The 14,413-nt window shown below is 70.8% G+C and carries 17 protein-coding genes; 6 read left to right on the forward strand and 11 right to left on the reverse strand.

Annotation, left to right across the window (positions count from 1 at the left end; translation table 11 throughout):
- The first annotated feature begins 40 nt into the window (after nt 1–40).
- From ACFYSH_RS04925 to ACFYSH_RS04935, 3 genes are all read left to right on the forward strand, one after another.
- Complete coding sequence (locus tag ACFYSH_RS04925) at nt 41–979, forward strand: CAP domain-containing protein (protein WP_388750924.1); 939 nt, start codon at nt 41–43, stop codon at nt 977–979.
- Nucleotides 980–1,196: 217 nt separating this feature from the next.
- Nucleotides 1,197–1,358, forward strand: a complete 162-nt coding sequence (locus ACFYSH_RS04930; protein ID WP_359472904.1) for a hypothetical protein — start codon at nt 1,197–1,199, stop codon at nt 1,356–1,358.
- A gap of 248 nt (nt 1,359–1,606) precedes the next feature.
- The gene (locus ACFYSH_RS04935) at nt 1,607–2,011 is read left to right on the forward strand and encodes a winged helix-turn-helix transcriptional regulator (RefSeq protein WP_388750926.1); all 405 of its coding nucleotides are present in this window, start codon (nt 1,607–1,609) and stop codon (nt 2,009–2,011) included.
- Nucleotides 2,012–2,014: 3 nt separating this feature from the next.
- On the opposite strand, the gene mutM is transcribed toward ACFYSH_RS04935, so the two are convergent.
- The 9 genes from mutM to ACFYSH_RS04980 form a co-directional block, all read right to left on the reverse strand.
- On the reverse strand, nt 2,015–2,872 hold the full coding sequence (gene mutM, locus ACFYSH_RS04940) for a bifunctional DNA-formamidopyrimidine glycosylase/DNA-(apurinic or apyrimidinic site) lyase (RefSeq protein ID WP_359472908.1): 858 nt from the start codon (nt 2,870–2,872) through the stop codon (nt 2,015–2,017).
- Nucleotides 2,873–2,951: 79 nt separating this feature from the next.
- Nucleotides 2,952–3,776 carry a ribonuclease III gene (gene rnc, locus ACFYSH_RS04945; RefSeq protein WP_359472910.1) on the reverse strand — a complete coding sequence of 275 codons (825 nt, stop codon included), beginning with the start codon at nt 3,774–3,776 and terminating at the stop codon, nt 2,952–2,954.
- 19 nt (nt 3,777–3,795) lie between these two features.
- Complete coding sequence (gene rpmF, locus ACFYSH_RS04950) at nt 3,796–3,969, reverse strand: 50S ribosomal protein L32 (protein WP_003965982.1); 174 nt, start codon at nt 3,967–3,969, stop codon at nt 3,796–3,798.
- Nucleotides 3,970–3,971: 2 nt separating this feature from the next.
- Nucleotides 3,972–4,643: a DUF177 domain-containing protein gene (locus ACFYSH_RS04955; RefSeq protein WP_359472912.1), complete on the reverse strand. Its 672-nt coding sequence runs from the start codon at nt 4,641–4,643 to the stop codon at nt 3,972–3,974.
- Between the two features lie 137 nt (nt 4,644–4,780).
- Nucleotides 4,781–5,902: a cell division initiation protein gene (locus ACFYSH_RS04960; RefSeq protein ID WP_359472914.1), complete on the reverse strand. Its 1,122-nt coding sequence runs from the start codon at nt 5,900–5,902 to the stop codon at nt 4,781–4,783.
- A 97-nt stretch (nt 5,903–5,999) separates the two neighbouring features.
- The gene (gene coaD / locus ACFYSH_RS04965) at nt 6,000–6,479 is read right to left on the reverse strand and encodes a pantetheine-phosphate adenylyltransferase (RefSeq protein WP_359472991.1); all 480 of its coding nucleotides are present in this window, start codon (nt 6,477–6,479) and stop codon (nt 6,000–6,002) included.
- Nucleotides 6,480–6,505: 26 nt separating this feature from the next.
- Entirely contained in the window at nt 6,506–7,090 is a 585-nt protein-coding gene (rsmD, locus tag ACFYSH_RS04970; protein WP_359472916.1) for a 16S rRNA (guanine(966)-N(2))-methyltransferase RsmD, read from the reverse strand.
- A 90-nt stretch (nt 7,091–7,180) separates the two neighbouring features.
- Complete coding sequence (gene recG / locus ACFYSH_RS04975; protein WP_388750930.1) at nt 7,181–9,400, reverse strand: ATP-dependent DNA helicase RecG; 2,220 nt, start codon at nt 9,398–9,400, stop codon at nt 7,181–7,183.
- Between the two features lie 51 nt (nt 9,401–9,451).
- A complete protein-coding gene (locus ACFYSH_RS04980; protein ID WP_359472920.1) occupies nt 9,452–11,068 on the reverse strand; it encodes a DAK2 domain-containing protein in 1,617 nt (538 codons plus the stop codon).
- Between the two features lie 257 nt (nt 11,069–11,325).
- Between ACFYSH_RS04980 and rpmB the strand changes: the two genes are divergently transcribed.
- The gene (rpmB, locus tag ACFYSH_RS04985; protein WP_003965989.1) at nt 11,326–11,511 is read left to right on the forward strand and encodes a 50S ribosomal protein L28; all 186 of its coding nucleotides are present in this window, start codon (nt 11,326–11,328) and stop codon (nt 11,509–11,511) included.
- Nucleotides 11,512–11,591: 80 nt separating this feature from the next.
- Here the strand turns inward: rpmB and thiD are convergent, their stop codons facing one another.
- Nucleotides 11,592–12,401: a bifunctional hydroxymethylpyrimidine kinase/phosphomethylpyrimidine kinase gene (thiD, locus tag ACFYSH_RS04990; protein ID WP_359472922.1), complete on the reverse strand. Its 810-nt coding sequence runs from the start codon at nt 12,399–12,401 to the stop codon at nt 11,592–11,594.
- 10 nt (nt 12,402–12,411) lie between these two features.
- Complete coding sequence (locus tag ACFYSH_RS04995; RefSeq protein WP_359472924.1) at nt 12,412–13,383, reverse strand: thiamine-phosphate kinase; 972 nt, start codon at nt 13,381–13,383, stop codon at nt 12,412–12,414.
- A gap of 240 nt (nt 13,384–13,623) precedes the next feature.
- Here ACFYSH_RS04995 and ACFYSH_RS05000 point away from each other — a divergent pair, with 240 nt between their 5' ends.
- On the forward strand, nt 13,624–13,857 hold the full coding sequence (locus ACFYSH_RS05000; protein ID WP_104789405.1) for an Lrp/AsnC family transcriptional regulator: 234 nt from the start codon (nt 13,624–13,626) through the stop codon (nt 13,855–13,857).
- Between the two features lie 20 nt (nt 13,858–13,877).
- Nucleotides 13,878–14,357, forward strand: a complete 480-nt coding sequence (locus ACFYSH_RS05005; protein WP_359472927.1) for a DUF3515 domain-containing protein — start codon at nt 13,878–13,880, stop codon at nt 14,355–14,357.
- Nucleotides 14,358–14,413 lie beyond the last annotated feature (56 nt).

Here is a 14,413-nt window from a genome sequence, read left to right on the forward strand (position 1 = left end):
CGTCGTCACGACGCCCGGAAGCACGAGGAAGGCACAGCGCATGGGACGGCATCGACGCGCAGGCGCGGCCCCCGCCGCTGAGCAGCACGCGGCGCACGCGGAGGACGGGCCCCGCGGTGCCCGCCGGAGGAAGCGAGCCGGCATACCCGTGCGGGCGGGGCTCCTCGGGGTGTCCGCGGCCGTGGCCGTCGGAGCGGTCGCCGTCGCCTCCGGTCTGCTGCCCGGCGGCGACAGCTACAGCGTCAGCGGCGGCGGGGCCGCCGACCAGGTCCACGCGGGTGGCGCCCCTGACCTGCTGACCCAGGGCGAGTCGTCCGCCGAGCCCACCGCCCGCACCTCGGCCTCGGCGTCCGCCGAGGCCGACCGGGGTTCCGGCCGTTCCGCCGCTCCGTCGAGGTCCCCCTCGGCCTCACCGACCAAGAAGCCCACCGAGAAGCCGTCCGCCACCACCTCGAAGAAGGCGACGAAGGCTCCGGCGCGGACGAAGGCCCCTGCGCCGAAGAAGAGCACACCGTCCAGCCCGGCGGCCACGACCCCGGACGCTCCGAAACCCTCGTCGGCCTCGCCGACCCGGAAGCCCCCGGCCCCCGCGAGCCCGTCCGCCACCACCGCTCAGGCCGCCGTGCTCACCCTGGTCAACCAGGAACGGGCGAAGGTCGGCTGCAGCCCCGTCACCACCAGTGCCTCGCTGACCGCACTCGCCCAGGACTTCAGCGAGGACATGGCCGCCCGCGACTTCTTCGGCCACACCGACCCCGACGGTGCGACCCCGTGGGACCGTGCCGCCGCGGCGGGCGTCCAGGGGCTGGGCGGCGAGAACATAGCCCGCGGTCAGGCTGACGCACAGGCCGTGATGGATGCCTGGATGAACAGTGACGGCCACCGCGCGAACATCCTCAACTGCGATTACAAGACGCTTGGTGTCGGAGTCCACCTCGGATCCGGTGGCCCCTGGTGGACGCAGGACTTCGGCTTCTGAGACAGCCGCAGGTCAGTGGCCTGAGAAGCCTCTGGGGCCGTCCCGGGACCGTCGGACAACCTGAAGGTCTCAGCGCCTTGATGCGGTGCGGTCCGCCGGACGGACGAAGATGCCTGGTCGGCGTAGGTGTACGTGCCGTCCGGGAGGCGGATGACGGGGGGAGGGTCGGACAACGACTCCATACTCCTCCCTCACGGACAGCCCTTAGGGTGGCGGCATGGGGGGACTGGACGTCAAGCTGCGGCTGAAGCCGTGCAAGTGGTGCAAACGACCGATCAAGCAGGGCCGTTGGTGGCGGCCGAAGCGGTACTGCAACCGGTGGCACCAGGTGAAGTACCGGGTCGTGGACCTGGTCGACAACGTCCTGGACGGTCTCTGAGGACCCCGCTCGGCACCGTCGTTGCAGGCGACGCACATGCCGGGCGGGCGCGGGACGCGGTACCCGGAATCACGACGGCGGTTCGGGCAGGTCCGCCGTGCGGGCGTCGCCCCCGGGCGCCCCACGGCAACCACCGACGCCGACCGCTCCCTGCCGGCCGGAGCTGTCAGAGATCACGCGCCCCCGCCCCCTTACGCCTGTGCAGCGCTCACCCGCAGTGAGCGCTGCGCAGGCGTAAGCTGGCGCACATGGGTGATACGGGAACAGAAGCCGTACGGGAAGCCGGGCAGCTGCCCTTCGACGTCTTCTCACGGCAGTGCCCCTCACGCGGAACCCTGGAACACGTCACCGGCCGTTGGGGCAGCCTGACGCTGGGCGCGCTGTTCGAGAGCGGCGCCCGCTTCAACGAGCTGCGCCGCCGGGTCGACGGCGTCAGCGAGAAGATGCTCTCCCAGACACTCCACGCGCTGGAGCGCGACGGGCTGGTGCACCGTGAGGCCCGGCTGACCAACCCGCCGCGCGTCGACTACGAGCTGACGGCGCTCGGCCGTGAGGTCGCGGGCCGGCTGATGGAGCTGATCCAGCTCGTCGAGGGCCGGATGCCCGCGGTCGTCGAGGCCCGGAGCCGTTACGACGCCGCACGCGAGGCCTGAACCTCAGGAGATCCGCGGCGGACGCTGGCAGCGCGGGCAGAAATAGCTGGAACGGTTCATCCACGGCCGTCGGCGCATCGGCGTACCGCAGCGGTGGCAGGGTTCGTCCTCGCGTCCGTACGCGTCCAGCGACCGGTCGAAGTAACCGGACTCCCCGTTCACATTGACGTACAGGCTGTCGAAGCTCGTGCCGCCCTGGTCGAGGGCCTCCCGCATCACGTCCCTGACGTGCCCGAGCAGCTCCGCCGTCCTCGGGCGGGTCAGGGCCGCGGTCGGCCGCTCGTAGTGCAGTCGGCTGCGCCAGAGCGCCTCGTCGGCGTAGATGTTGCCGACGCCGCTGATCAGGGACTGGTCGAGCAGGGCGCGCTTGACCGTCGTACGGCGCAGGCGCAGGGCCAGGTGGAAGGCGGTGTCGTCGAAGGCCGGGTCGAGGGGGTCGCGCGCGATGTGCGCGATGACGTCGGGCAGGCCGTCGGGGGTGTTCTCGTGCAGCGACAGCCCGCCGAAGGTGCGCTGGTCGACGAAGCGCAGCTCGGTGCCGAGCGCGTCGTCGAAGCGGATCCTGATGCGCAGGTGCTTCTCGTCGGCGGCGTCCTCGGGCTGTACGAGCAGCTGGCCGCTCATCCCGAGGTGGCCCAGGAGCGAGGACCCCGCCTCGTCGAGGGGGACCCAGAGGTATTTGCCGCGGCGCATCGCCGCACCGAAGCGCAGGCCGCGGAGGCGGGCCGCGAAGTCGCCGCCGCCCGCGAGGTGCCGGCGGACCGCACGCGGGTGCAGGACCTCGACGTCCTCGACGGTGCGCCCGGTGGTCCAGCGCTCCAGACCTCGCCGCACGACTTCGACCTCGGGCAGTTCGGGCACGGCGGGCACTCCTTCACACACGTGACGGGACAGCGGAAGCCCCCCGGTGCCGTCGAGGCACCGAGGGGCTTCCGGTCGTTCAGGCCGGAGCGGCGTCCGAGTGAGGCGACGGGTCGGCAGGGACGTCGGCGATCCCTCCGTCGGCCACGGATGTGCCCGCGGCCTTCCGTGCTTCCGCGGCGGCGCTGATCTCGCGCCAGGCGGACTCGGCCGCCTGCTGCTCCGCTTCCTTCTTGCTACGGCCGGTGCCGGTGCCGTACGAGACACCACCGACGCGAGCAGCAGCAGTAAAGGTCTTCTCGTGATCGGGGCCGGTCTCCGTGACGAGGTACTCGGGGACTCCGAGGCTCTCGCTCGCGGTGAGCTCCTGGAGACTGGTCTTCCAGTCCAGGCCGGCTCCGAGGTTGGAGGACCTGTCGATCAGCGGGTCGAAGAGCCGGTGTACCAGCTCCGAGGCCGCGCTGAGGCCCTGATCGAGATAGACGGCGCCGAGCACCGCTTCAAGGGTGTCGGCGAGGATGGAAGCCTTGTCCCGGCCACCCGTGCCCTCTTCACCACGGCCGAGCCGGATGAAGGAGCCGAGTTCGAGGCCGCGGCCCACTTCCGCAAGCGCACGCGAGTTGACCACCGCGGCCCGCAACTTGGCCAGCTGGCCTTCGGGCAGGTCGGGGTGGGTGCGGTACAGCGTGTCCGTGACCACCAGGCCGAGCACCGAATCCCCGAGGAATTCGAGCCGCTCGTTGGTGGGCAGACCGCCGTTCTCGTATGCGTACGAGCGGTGGGTCAGCGCACGCACCAGAAGGGCGGACTCGAGGTGATACCCGAGCCGCCCTTCCAGAAGCGTGTGGGACGAGGCTGTGTTGATGTTGTCTGCCTGCTTCTTGGCGCTGGACAACTCAGACATCGGGCCTCTCACCAGCCGCTCAGACCTCGAGGACCTGGCGCTTGTTGTAGGTGCCGCAGCTCGGGCACGCAATGTGCTGGAGCTTCGGCTCCTGGCAACGCTCGCACGAAACCAGGGTGGGGACCGCAGCCTTCCACTGCGACCGGCGGTGGCGCGTGTTGCTGCGCGACATCTTCCGCTTCGGAACAGCCACGGCTACTTCTCCTGCTTCTCGTCGACGCCAGGTTCGGCGCCGCCCATGTTGTCCTTCTCGCCGTCCTGAACGGTCTCGGCGAGTCCTTGCAGTGCCGCCCAACGGATGTCGACGGCGTCGTGGTGGTGATCGGGATTCTCGTCCAGCCTGATTCCGCATTCGGAACACAGACCGGCACAGGTCTCCTTGCACACCGGCTGCAGCGGCAGTGCGAGCACCACCGCGTCACGCAGCACAGGCTCGAGGTCGAACGAGTCGTCCTCGAGAAAGAACCTGTCCTCGTCGTCCTCGGCGTCGTCGACCGGGTCCGCGGTCCTGCTGCGGTTCCGGTCATCGGCGTCAGGGTACGAGAACATCTCCTGGAAGTCCGCTTCGACCTCGAGGGCCAGCGGCTCCAGACACCTTACGCACTCCCCCTCGGCCGTCGCACGGGCGGTGCCTGTGACGAGCACCCCATCCATGACCGATTCGAGGCGGAGGTCCAGCGCCACGGGCGCCTTCTCCGGCACGCCGATGACCCCGTCGATCCCGAGGACCGGCGTACCAGGGGCTTCCACCGAGCGGGTCAGCCGCTTCATGGCACCGGGACGCCGACCCAGCTCGCGCGTATCGAACACGAGGGGGTTTCGGTGGTCGAGGTGGCCGTTCAGGGCTTTTCCTGCTTTCGAAATCATGTGCGTGGTGCGGCTTCGGGTGGGCCGCCCCTGTCCGGAAGGGAAGAGGGCAGCCGGGATCGCGGACATACACGCGACCGAAGAGCCAGGATACTGGACGTACCGCCCAGCTCCCAATCCGGTACGGGACGCTCCGGTCAGCGGCCCTGTTCGTAGCGGCGCAGCTGCTCCAGGTCGATCATGCTCGTGTCGAAGAGGCTGGTCTCGTCGAGCGCGCTCCCGTCCTGCTGCGCGGGGACCGGTGCCTGCTGCTGCCAGCCGTACTCCTGCTGCAGGTTCGGGTCGTAGGCCTGCTGCTGATAACCGGCGTACGGATCGGGCTGCTGCTGGTAGCCGTAGCCGTCCTGGGGCTGCTGGGTGTCCTGGTAGCCGTACGTCTGCGCGTACTGCGGCTCGGGCGGGGCCTGCGCCGGGAAGCCGCTCCGCGCGGGGTCCTGGTAGTCGGCCACCGGCGCGTAGTCGGGCTGCGCCGGCTCCTGGTAGGACGGCTGCTGAGGGCTCCGGAGCGGCTCGGGGGTGGACAGCTCGGCCAGACCGGCCCAGTGGTCCTCGTCGCTGGTGTGCTGGTGGCCGCCGGCGGCGTCCTGGGCGGCCATGTGTGCGCCGAGGTCGTCGGTGGCGACCCGGCCGTGCAGCTTCTGGCGGCCCCGGCCGACGGCCTCCAGCGTCTTGGCGAGTACGGCCTCGAAGGCGCCGAACTTGGCGTCCACGTAGTCGTCGGCACGCCGGCGGAGCGTCTCGGGGTCGGCGCTGCGCTCCGGCGCCTCGGCGAAGTCGGGGTCCTCGTATCCCTGTTCGTCGAGGCCCCCGCCCGGGGCCCGGCCGAGGAGCTTCTCCCGGCCGCGGTCGACGGAGCCGATGGTCTTGGTGAGGACGACCTCGAAGTTGGCGAGCTTGCTGTCGACGTACTCGTCGGCCTCGCCGCGGACCTCGTCGGCCTCCCTGCGGGCCTCGGACAGGATCCGGTCCGCCTCGGCCTGGGAACGCTGGGCGATCTCGGTGCCGGAGATCAGCGAGCCGCGTTCGGCGCGGGCGGACTCGATGATCCGCTCGGCCTCCTGCCTGGCCTGCTCGACGAGCTGTTCACGGCCACCGATGAGCTCTTCGGCGTGGGCGAGCGAGTTGGGCAGGGCCTCGCGCAGCTCCTCGAGCATCGCGAGCAGTTCGGCCCGGTTGACCACGCACGACGCCGACATGGGCATGGAGCGGGCGTTCCCGACCGTTTCGACGATCTCGTCGAGCTTCTTCTGCACGTCCACCGTGTGCTCGCCACTCTCTGCTGCTGTTGGAGCCGGACGGGACGACTGTAAGGCCAGTCGCCTCCCGTCCGACACCTCGTGACGGACCGTCAGTACGTCACTGCTGACGGAGACGCTCCACCAGGGCCTCGTGGACCGTCGGCGGCAGCAGGTGCGCCACGTCGCCGCCCCAGGTGGCGACCTCCTTGACCAGGGAGGACGACAGGAAGCTGTAGGTCGGGTTCGTCGGCACGAAGAGCGTCTCGACCCCCGAGAGACCGTTGTTCATCTGGGCCATCTGCAGCTCGTAGTCGAAGTCGCTGACGGCCCGCAGGCCCTTCACGATCGCCGGGATGTCGCGCTGCTTGCAGAAGTCGACCAGCAGGCCGTGGAAGGACTCGACCTCCACGTTGCCGAAGTCCGCCGTGACCTCGCGGATCATCCCGATACGCTCGTCGACGGTGAACAGGCCCTTCTTGGACTGGTTGATCATCACGGCGACGTGCACGACGTCGTACAGCTTCGAGGCTCGTCCGATGATGTCGAGATGCCCGTTGGTGATGGGGTCGAACGACCCCGGACAGACGGCGCGGCGCAACGTGATTCCCTCGCTCTCCGGTGCGGTCATCGTGCGTCTTCGCACGTAGAGGCGGCGCGACCGTACCAAAACGTGGCTTCGCCGTAGCGACGCGCCCGCTGTGGCTCGAATCCGTCGGGCCAGTTGAATTCCCCGCCTCTGGTGCTCCGTTCCACCGTGACGAGAGCGTCCCCCGTGAGCCACCCCTGAGCGCGGAGTGTGAGGAGGATCTCCCCAAGATCGTCATCGGTGACGGCGTACGGCGGATCGAGGAAAACCACGTCGTACGGTTCGGCGGGCGCCGGTCCCGTCACGATCTGTTCGGCTTTGCCCGCGCGGAATTCGGCTCCGGGCAGACCCAGGGTGCGGATGTTGTCACGGACGGTGCGTGCGGCCCGGGCGTCCGCCTCCACGAGCAGCGCGTGGGCCGCTCCGCGAGAGAGCGCCTCCAGACCCACGGCACCGGAACCCGCGTACAGATCGGCGACGCGGATGCCGTCGAGCGTGCCCAGGAGCGCTTCCCAGGTCGAGAACAGGGCCTCGCGCGCACGGTCGGAAGTGGGGCGGGTGCCGGTGCCGGGCGGGACGGCCAGGCGGCGTCCGCCGGCCGAGCCGGCGATCACGCGGGTCATGGGCTTTACGTTCCTCGGGTCGCGGGCGGCACACAGGACGGGACGTGTGCCGTGGTCCCCACGATATGGCGTCGCCGGGAATCCGCCCGGTCACCCCTTGTCCAGGTACTCCTCCCGGTCCTTGTCGAGCAGGGCGTCCAGCGCGATGCGCAGCTCCGGCAGCCGCTCGAGCCCTGGATCGTCCGCGACGACGCGGACGGCCTCCTCGCGGGCCGCCGCGATGACCTCCTCGTCGTCGATGACGCTGAGCACTCGCAGGGAGGAGCGGACTCCCGACTGGGCCTGGCCGAGGACATCGCCCTCGCGCCGCTGTTCGAGGTCGATCCGGGACAGCTCGAAGCCGTCGAGGGTGGCGGCGACCGCGGCGAGCCTGGCCCGCGCGGGGCTCGCCTCGTGGGCCTCGCTGACCAGCAGGCAGAGGCCGGGGGCGCTGCCACGCCCCACGCGGCCCCGCAGCTGGTGCAGCTGGGAGACCCCGAAGCGGTCCGCGTCCATGATCACCATCGCGGTGGCGTTGGGCACGTTCACCCCGACCTCGATGACGGTGGTGGCGACCAGGACGTCGACCTGGCCGGCGGAGAACCGGCGCATGACGTCGTCCTTGTCGTCCGGGTGCATCCTGCCGTGCAGCACCTCGACACGGAGGCCGGTGAGCGCGCCCTTGCGGAGCTGTTCGGCGATCTCCAGCACGGCGAGCGGCGGCCGCTTCTCGCCATCGTCCTCGGGGGCGGCCTGCTTCTTCCCCTTCTTCTCCCGGGCCTCGTCGGCGTCGTCCCCGATGCGGGGGCAGACCACGTACGCCTGGTGGCCGTTCTCCACCTCCTCGCGTACGCGTTCCCAGGCGCGGCTGAGGAAGTGCGGCTTGTCCTTGGCGGGGACCACATGGCTGGCGATGGGCGAGCGGCCGGCGGGAAGCTGGTCCAGGACGGAGGTCTCCAGATCACCGAAGACCGTCATCGCGACCGTGCGGGGAATGGGTGTGGCCGTCATCACCAGCAGGTGGGGCGGCTGCTTGCCCTTGGAGCGGAGCGCGTCGCGCTGTTCCACGCCGAAGCGGTGCTGTTCGTCGACGACGACCAGACCCAGGTCGTGGAACTGGACCTTGTCCTCGATGAGCGCATGGGTGCCGATGACGATCCCCGCCTCGCCCGTGACCAGGTCGAGCAGCGCCTGCCGACGGGCCGGGACGCCCATGGAGCCGGTGAGCAGGACGACCTTCGTTCCCAGGTCGGAGCCCCCCAGCATGCCGCCTTCCGCCAGCTCGCCCATCATCTCGGTGATCGACCGGTGGTGCTGCTGGGCGAGTACCTCGGTGGGGGCGAGCATCGCGGCCTGGCCGCCCGCGTCGACGACGGTGAGCATCGCGCGCAGGGCGACCATCGTCTTCCCCGAGCCCACCTCGCCCTGCAGCAGCCGGTGCATCGGGTGTTCCGTCGCCAGGTCGCCGAAGATCTCTCCGGTGACCTTCTGCTGACCTTCGGTGAGTGTGAAGGGCAGTTCGGCGTCGAAGGCGTCGAGCAGTCCGCCGGCTACGGACGTGCGGGCCACCGCGGGCAGTTGGGTGTCCGCGTAGCGTCGGCGGGCGAGCGCGACCTGGAGGACGAAGGCCTCGTCCCACCTCAGCCGCTCCCGCGCGGCCGCGATGTCCGCCTTGGTGTGCGGACGGTGGATCTTGAGCAGGGCCTCCGGCAGCGGAACGAAGCCGCGCCCGTCGCGGAGCGTCCCGGGCAGCGGGTCGACGGCGTCCTGCGCGCTGGGCAGGACCGTGTCGACGGCCTTGGCGATCCGCCAGGAGTCGAGCTGCTTGCAGGCCGGGTAGATGGGCAGCAGCTGCCCCGCGAAGGCGTCGACGGCCTCGGTCACATCGCCGGTCTCGTCGGTCTCCTCGGCGTCGAGGAGTTGGTAGGTGGGATGGGCGAGCTGCATCTTCCTGTTGAACACGGAGACCTTGCCCGCGAACATCGCCCGCCGGCCGGGCAGGAGTTCCTTGTGGGGCTTGTGGACGCCGTGCCCGAAGAAGACGAGCTGGAGTCTGCCGCTCCCGTCGGTGAGGGTGACCTCCAGCCGCTTGCCACGGCCGTTGTTGAACATCATGATCCGCGCGTCGGCGACCTGGGCGACCACCGTCACGTGCTCGTCGATCGGCAGCTCGGTGAGCGCCGTGAGACGGCCCCGCTCCTCGTAGCGCCGCGGGTAGTGGTGCAGCAGATCCCCGACCGTGTGCAGGTCGAGGTGTTCGGCCATCACCTTCGCGGTGGCTCCGCCGAGCAGCTTCTTGAGGGGTTCATCGAAAGCGGACACGCGGTCCATTGCACACCACGGCACTGACAGATGTCGCCGGGCACAGCCCCGCGCGACGTGTCATTCGACGCCGATCAGCAGGGGTGCCGCCTGGTGGCCACCCTGGTAGACGACGGTGTCGACGGCCAGGTGGCCCTCGCGGATGTGGTCGCTCAGCTCGTCGGCCAGGGCGTCGGACATGCCCTCGCCGAGGATCAGGGTGACGAGTTCGCCGCCTGCCGACAGCATCCGGTCCAGGACCGTGCGGGCCGTGCCGAGGACGTCCGCGCCGATGACGGCGACGTCCCCGTCGATCAGGCCGAGGATGTCGCCGGCCTGGCAGATGCCCGCCATGGTCCACGACTGCCGTTCGGCGACGGCCAGTTCGGCGTACCGGGTGGCGCCGGCCGCCGAGGTCATGGCGACGACGTCCTCGTCGAAGCTGCGGCCGGGTTCGTGGACGGCGAGCGCGGCGATGCCCTGGACGGCTGCGCGGGTGGGGACGAGGGCGACCCGGATGCCTTCGCTCCTGACCTGTTCGGCGGCGGCGGCCGCGGTGTGCCGCAGCTGGGCGTCGTTGGGCAGCAGGACCACTTCGCGGGCGTGGGCCCGCCTGATGGCGTCGACCAGTTCGCCGCTGGCCGGCGGCTCGCCGGGGCGGGCCAGCACGGTGGTCGCCCCGGCCTCCTCGCACAGCCCGCGGAGGCCGTCGCCGGGTACCACCGCGACGACCGCACGCTGCGCGGGTTCCCGGTGGGCCACGCCCCGGTCGGCGGCGAAGTGGGTGATCCGGATCCGGTAGGGCCGGCCGGCCTCGACCCCGGCCTCGACGGCCGCCCCGGCGTCGTCGACGTGGACGTGGACGTTCCACAGGCCGTCGCCGCCGACCACCACGAGGGAGTCCCCCAGGGCGTCCAGCCGGCTCCGCAGCCGGGCGACCGCGTCGTCGGGAGCCTCCAGCAGATAGATGACCTCGAAGGCCGGCCCGGCGTCCGGGTCCGCGCAGTCGCCGGTCGGGGGCAGGACGTCGGGGGCGGGCAGGACGGCGTGCTCCCGGGCCCGCCCGCCGACCGCTTCCAGCAGGGCCCCGAGCACGGTCACCAGCCCCTGGCCGCCCGCGTCCACGACGCCCGCGCGCCCAAGGACGGCGAGCTGACCGGGGGTGGCGGCCAAGGCGGCGCGCGCCCCTTCGTACGCCGCCTCGACGACGTCCCCGAGGCCGGCGCCGCCGTCCGTGGCCGTGGCCGCCTCGGCGGCGGCGGAGGCCACGGTGAGCACCGTGCCCTCGACGGGGTGGGCGACTGCCATCCGTGCCGCGGCGGCGGCCTCCTGCAGCGCCGTACGCAGGTGAGGTGCGTCACCCGACTCGGACAGCACCGAGGCCATGCCGCGCAGCAGCTGGGCCAGGATGGTCCCGGAGTTCCCCCGGGCGCCGATCAGCGCGCCGTGCGCCATGGCCCGTACCGCGTCGGCGGGGGCCGGCGTCGTGGAGCCGGTCTCATGGGCGGCGAAGACCGCTTCGACGGCGGCGGCCGCCGACTCCACGGTGAGGTACAGGTTGGTGCCGGTGTCCCCGTCGGCCACGGGATAGACGTTGATGGCGTCGATGGCCGCCCGCTCCCGGCCCAGGGCCTCCAGGGCCAGTGAGCACCAGGTGCGCACCGCGACGGCGTCGAGATCGTCGGGGGACTGCGGCACCGTTGGTCCTCCTTGGGGACGGCCGTGGGGGGCTGGCTGCACCGCAGGGTAGTCCTCGTCCACGGGCCCACCGGGCGCAGGTGCGGGACAGAGTGCCCGGGGAGCCGTGGTAGTTTCGTATCGCCGACGCAGCCGTTGTATGCTGCTTCGGTTGCCCGATGAGAGTCGGGCCATTCCCCCGGTACCGCCACTTCAGTAAAATGATTCCGGCGTGCCGGAATTCACTGTAAGTGCATCTGAAGTCTTTGGAGTGACCCGTGGCTGCCAACTGCGACGTTTGCGGCAAGGGGCCGAGCTTCGGCAACAGCATTTCGCACTCGCACCGCCGTACGTCCCGTCGCTGGAATCCCAACATCCAGCGCGTGCGTGCAGTGGTCGGTCGGACGCCGAAGCGGCTCAACGTCTGCACCTCGTGCATCAAGGCCGGCAAGGTCGCGCGCTGACGTCCCCGTCGTAGCGCAGCCTTCCGGTTGCCCAAAAAGCCGGTCCACCTCGGTGGACCGGCTTTTTGCTGTGCTCCGCGTCATCGGGCCGGGCGTACGAGCCAGCCGTGATCGACGGGGCCGATCCCGCCGCCCAGCGCGAAGCCGCCGCGTATCGCGCCGGTGACGTACTCCTTCGCGCCCCGCACGGCCGTCGGGACGTCCTGGCCGCGGGCCAGCCCGCAGGCGATGGCGGAGGCGAGGGTGCAGCCGGTGCCGTGGGTGTGCCGGTTGTCGTGCCTCGGTGCGCGCAGCCAGTGCTCCTCGCTGCCGTCCGTCAGCAGGTCCACGGCCTCGCCGGGCAGATGGCCGCCCTTGATCACCACCCAGCGCGGTCCGTACCCGAGGATCTCCGCCGCGGCCCGGCGCATCCCCGGTTCGTCGGTGACGACGAGGCCGGTGAGCTGGGTCACCTCGTCGAGATTCGGGGTGGCGACCGTGGCCACGGGCAGCAGCTTCGTGCGTACGGAGTCGAGGGCTTCGGCGGCCAGCAGCGCGTCCCCGTGCTTGGAGACCCCGACGGGGTCGACGACGACGGGGGCGGCGGTCCCCGCGAGGAGTTCCGCGACGAGCTCGACGAGCGCGGCGGAGGACAGCATGCCGGTCTTCACCGCCTGGACACCGATGTCGTCGACGACGCTGCGGTACTGGGCGCGTACGGCGTCCGTCGGCAGCTCCCAGGCGCCCTGCACGCCCAGCGAGTTCTGGGCGGTCACCGCGGTCAGCACGCTCATCCCGTGGGTGCCGAGGGCCAGCATCGTCTTCAGGTCGGCCTGGATGCCCGCACCGCCGCCGGAGTCGGATCCGGCGACGGTGAGGACACGGGGAGGTATCGGGGCAGGTGCGGTCATGCCCCGGAATCTACTGGGCGTCCTCGATGGATCCGAAATGGTCCCAGCCGCCCTTGCTCGTCCAGGGCGCACCGTCGACGGTGACCTGGGGCAGCGCCGACGGGTTGAGCACCTCTCCGATGACCTTCCAGCGGGCGGGGAGCTTCACGTCGGCCGGGAACGTCGCCACGATCGCGTGGTCCTCTCCCCCGGTGAGCACCCACTGCAGCGGGTCGACCCCGACGGCCTGCCCGATGTCGGACATCTGCGAGGGGATGTCGATGAGCCCGGACCGCAGGTCGATGCGGACCTTGCTGGCCTCGGCGATGTGCCCGAGGTCGGCGACGAGCCCGTCGCTGACGTCGGTCATGGCCGTGGCGCCCAGGCCGGCCGCCGCGGGGCCCGCGTGGTACGGCGGTTCGGGACGCCGGTGCGCCTCGACGAACGCACGCGGTGAGCGGAATCCCCGGGAGAGCACGGCGAATCCGGCAGCGGACCAGCCGAGCCATCCGGTGACGGCCACGACGTCGCCGGGCCGGGCGCCGGACCTGGTGACGGGTTCGTGGTTGCGCAGGTCGCCGAGCGCGGTGATCGCGACGGTGATGGTGTCACCACCGACGACGTCACCGCCGACCACGGCCGCGCCGGCGACCTGGCATTCGTCACGCAGTCCGTCCATCAGCTCGCCGGCCCAGGTGACCGGCAGGTCGGCCGGTACGACGAGGCCGAGCAGCAGGGCCGTGGGCACGGCGCCCATGGCCGCGATGTCGGCGAGGTTCTGGGCGGCGGCCTTGCGGCCGACGTCGTACGCCGTCGACCAGTCGCGGCGGAAGTGCCGCCCTTCCAGCAGGATGTCCGTACTGGCCACGACCCTGCGGTCGGGAGCGGCCACGACCGCGGCGTCGTCGCCGGGTCCCAGCCGTACCGCCGGAGTGGTGGTGAGCCGGGAAGTGAGCTCTCTGATGAGCCCGAACTCCCCCAACTCGCCCACGGTTCCCTTCACCGAGTCTCACCTCTCATTTGTCGCACCGGACACCCGTCCGGGCTGCTGTTCCGCACCGGTGGGCTTGCGGTCGCGAGCCCCAACTGCTGTCGGTACCGTCAAGGGATACGTCAACTTCTGTGGTGCGTACGCCACGCTGTCGGCGTCAACCGGCCCGTAGGTCTCCCCGTGGCCCGGGACGACGCGATAACGTGGCGTCCCTTTCCCCCACATGATCCTCGTGGCCGCCCTGGAGGTTCCGTGGTACAGGCGTACATCCTCATCCAGACCGAGGTGGGCAAGGCGTCGACCGTCGCCGAGACCATCGCGAAACTTCCGGGAGTGATTCAGGCAGAAGACGTCACAGGCCCTTACGACGTGGTGGTGCGCGCGCAGGCGGACACGGTCGACGCGCTCGGCCGCATGGTGGTCGCCAAGGTCCAGCAGGTGGACGGCATCACACGTACCCTGACCTGCCCGGTCGTCCACCTCTGACCCCTGTCTACGCTGGTCCGGTGACTCACACCCGCCGCCGGTCCTCCGGATCCCGCGTTCTCGCTCCGTCCGCCGTTCTGTTCGTCCTGACGGCGGCGGGCTGTTCCTCCGGTCCCTCGGTGACGGTTCCCACGCCGTCGTCGGAGGCCGCCGGGTACTGCGAGAAGCTGCACGAGGAACTGCCGGACACCGTTACCGGTCTGGAACGTACCGATCCCTCGCCGGATTCGGACCTGACCGCCGGCTGGGGGGACGGGGCGATCGTACTGCGCTGCGGCGTCCCCCGGCCCGCGAGGATGGATGACACCCAGTCCAAGGGCGTCGACGCGGACGGCGTCAACTGGCTGCTGGAGCAGCCCGACGGCTCCGGCCCGCGGTTCACGACCACCTACCGCAAGGCGTATGTCGAGGTGACGCTCGGGACGGAGTACGCCCATGACATCACCCCGCTGTCCGCGTTCGCCGAGCCGGTGAAGAAGACGGTTCCCGACAGTCTTTGAGGGCCGTCCCGCGTGGGGCGGCCCTCAAAGCGTCAAAGCCCTCGAGGCCCTCGGAG

This window comes from Streptomyces sp. NPDC005791, assembly GCF_042871485.1.
Classification (GTDB): domain Bacteria; phylum Actinomycetota; class Actinomycetes; order Streptomycetales; family Streptomycetaceae; genus Streptomyces.

Coding starts and splice junctions, on each gene's coding strand:
- recG (WP_388750930.1), bottom strand. CDS start 9,400: ATGGACCGCGTGTCCGCTTTCGATGAACCCCTCAAGAAGCTGCTCGGC.
- rnc (WP_359472910.1), bottom strand. CDS start 3,776: ATGTCTGAGTTGTCCAGCGCCAAGAAGCAGGCAGACAACATCAACACA.
- ACFYSH_RS04925 (WP_388750924.1), top strand. CDS start 41: ATGGGACGGCATCGACGCGCAGGCGCGGCCCCCGCCGCTGAGCAGCAC.
- ACFYSH_RS04955 (WP_359472912.1), bottom strand. CDS start 4,643: ATGATTTCGAAAGCAGGAAAAGCCCTGAACGGCCACCTCGACCACCGA.
- ACFYSH_RS04935 (WP_388750926.1), top strand. CDS start 1,607: ATGGGTGATACGGGAACAGAAGCCGTACGGGAAGCCGGGCAGCTGCCC.
- rsmD (WP_359472916.1), bottom strand. CDS start 7,090: ATGACCCGCGTGATCGCCGGCTCGGCCGGCGGACGCCGCCTGGCCGTC.
- thiD (WP_359472922.1), bottom strand. CDS start 12,401: ATGACCGCACCTGCCCCGATACCTCCCCGTGTCCTCACCGTCGCCGGA.
- ACFYSH_RS04930 (WP_359472904.1), top strand. CDS start 1,197: ATGGGGGGACTGGACGTCAAGCTGCGGCTGAAGCCGTGCAAGTGGTGC.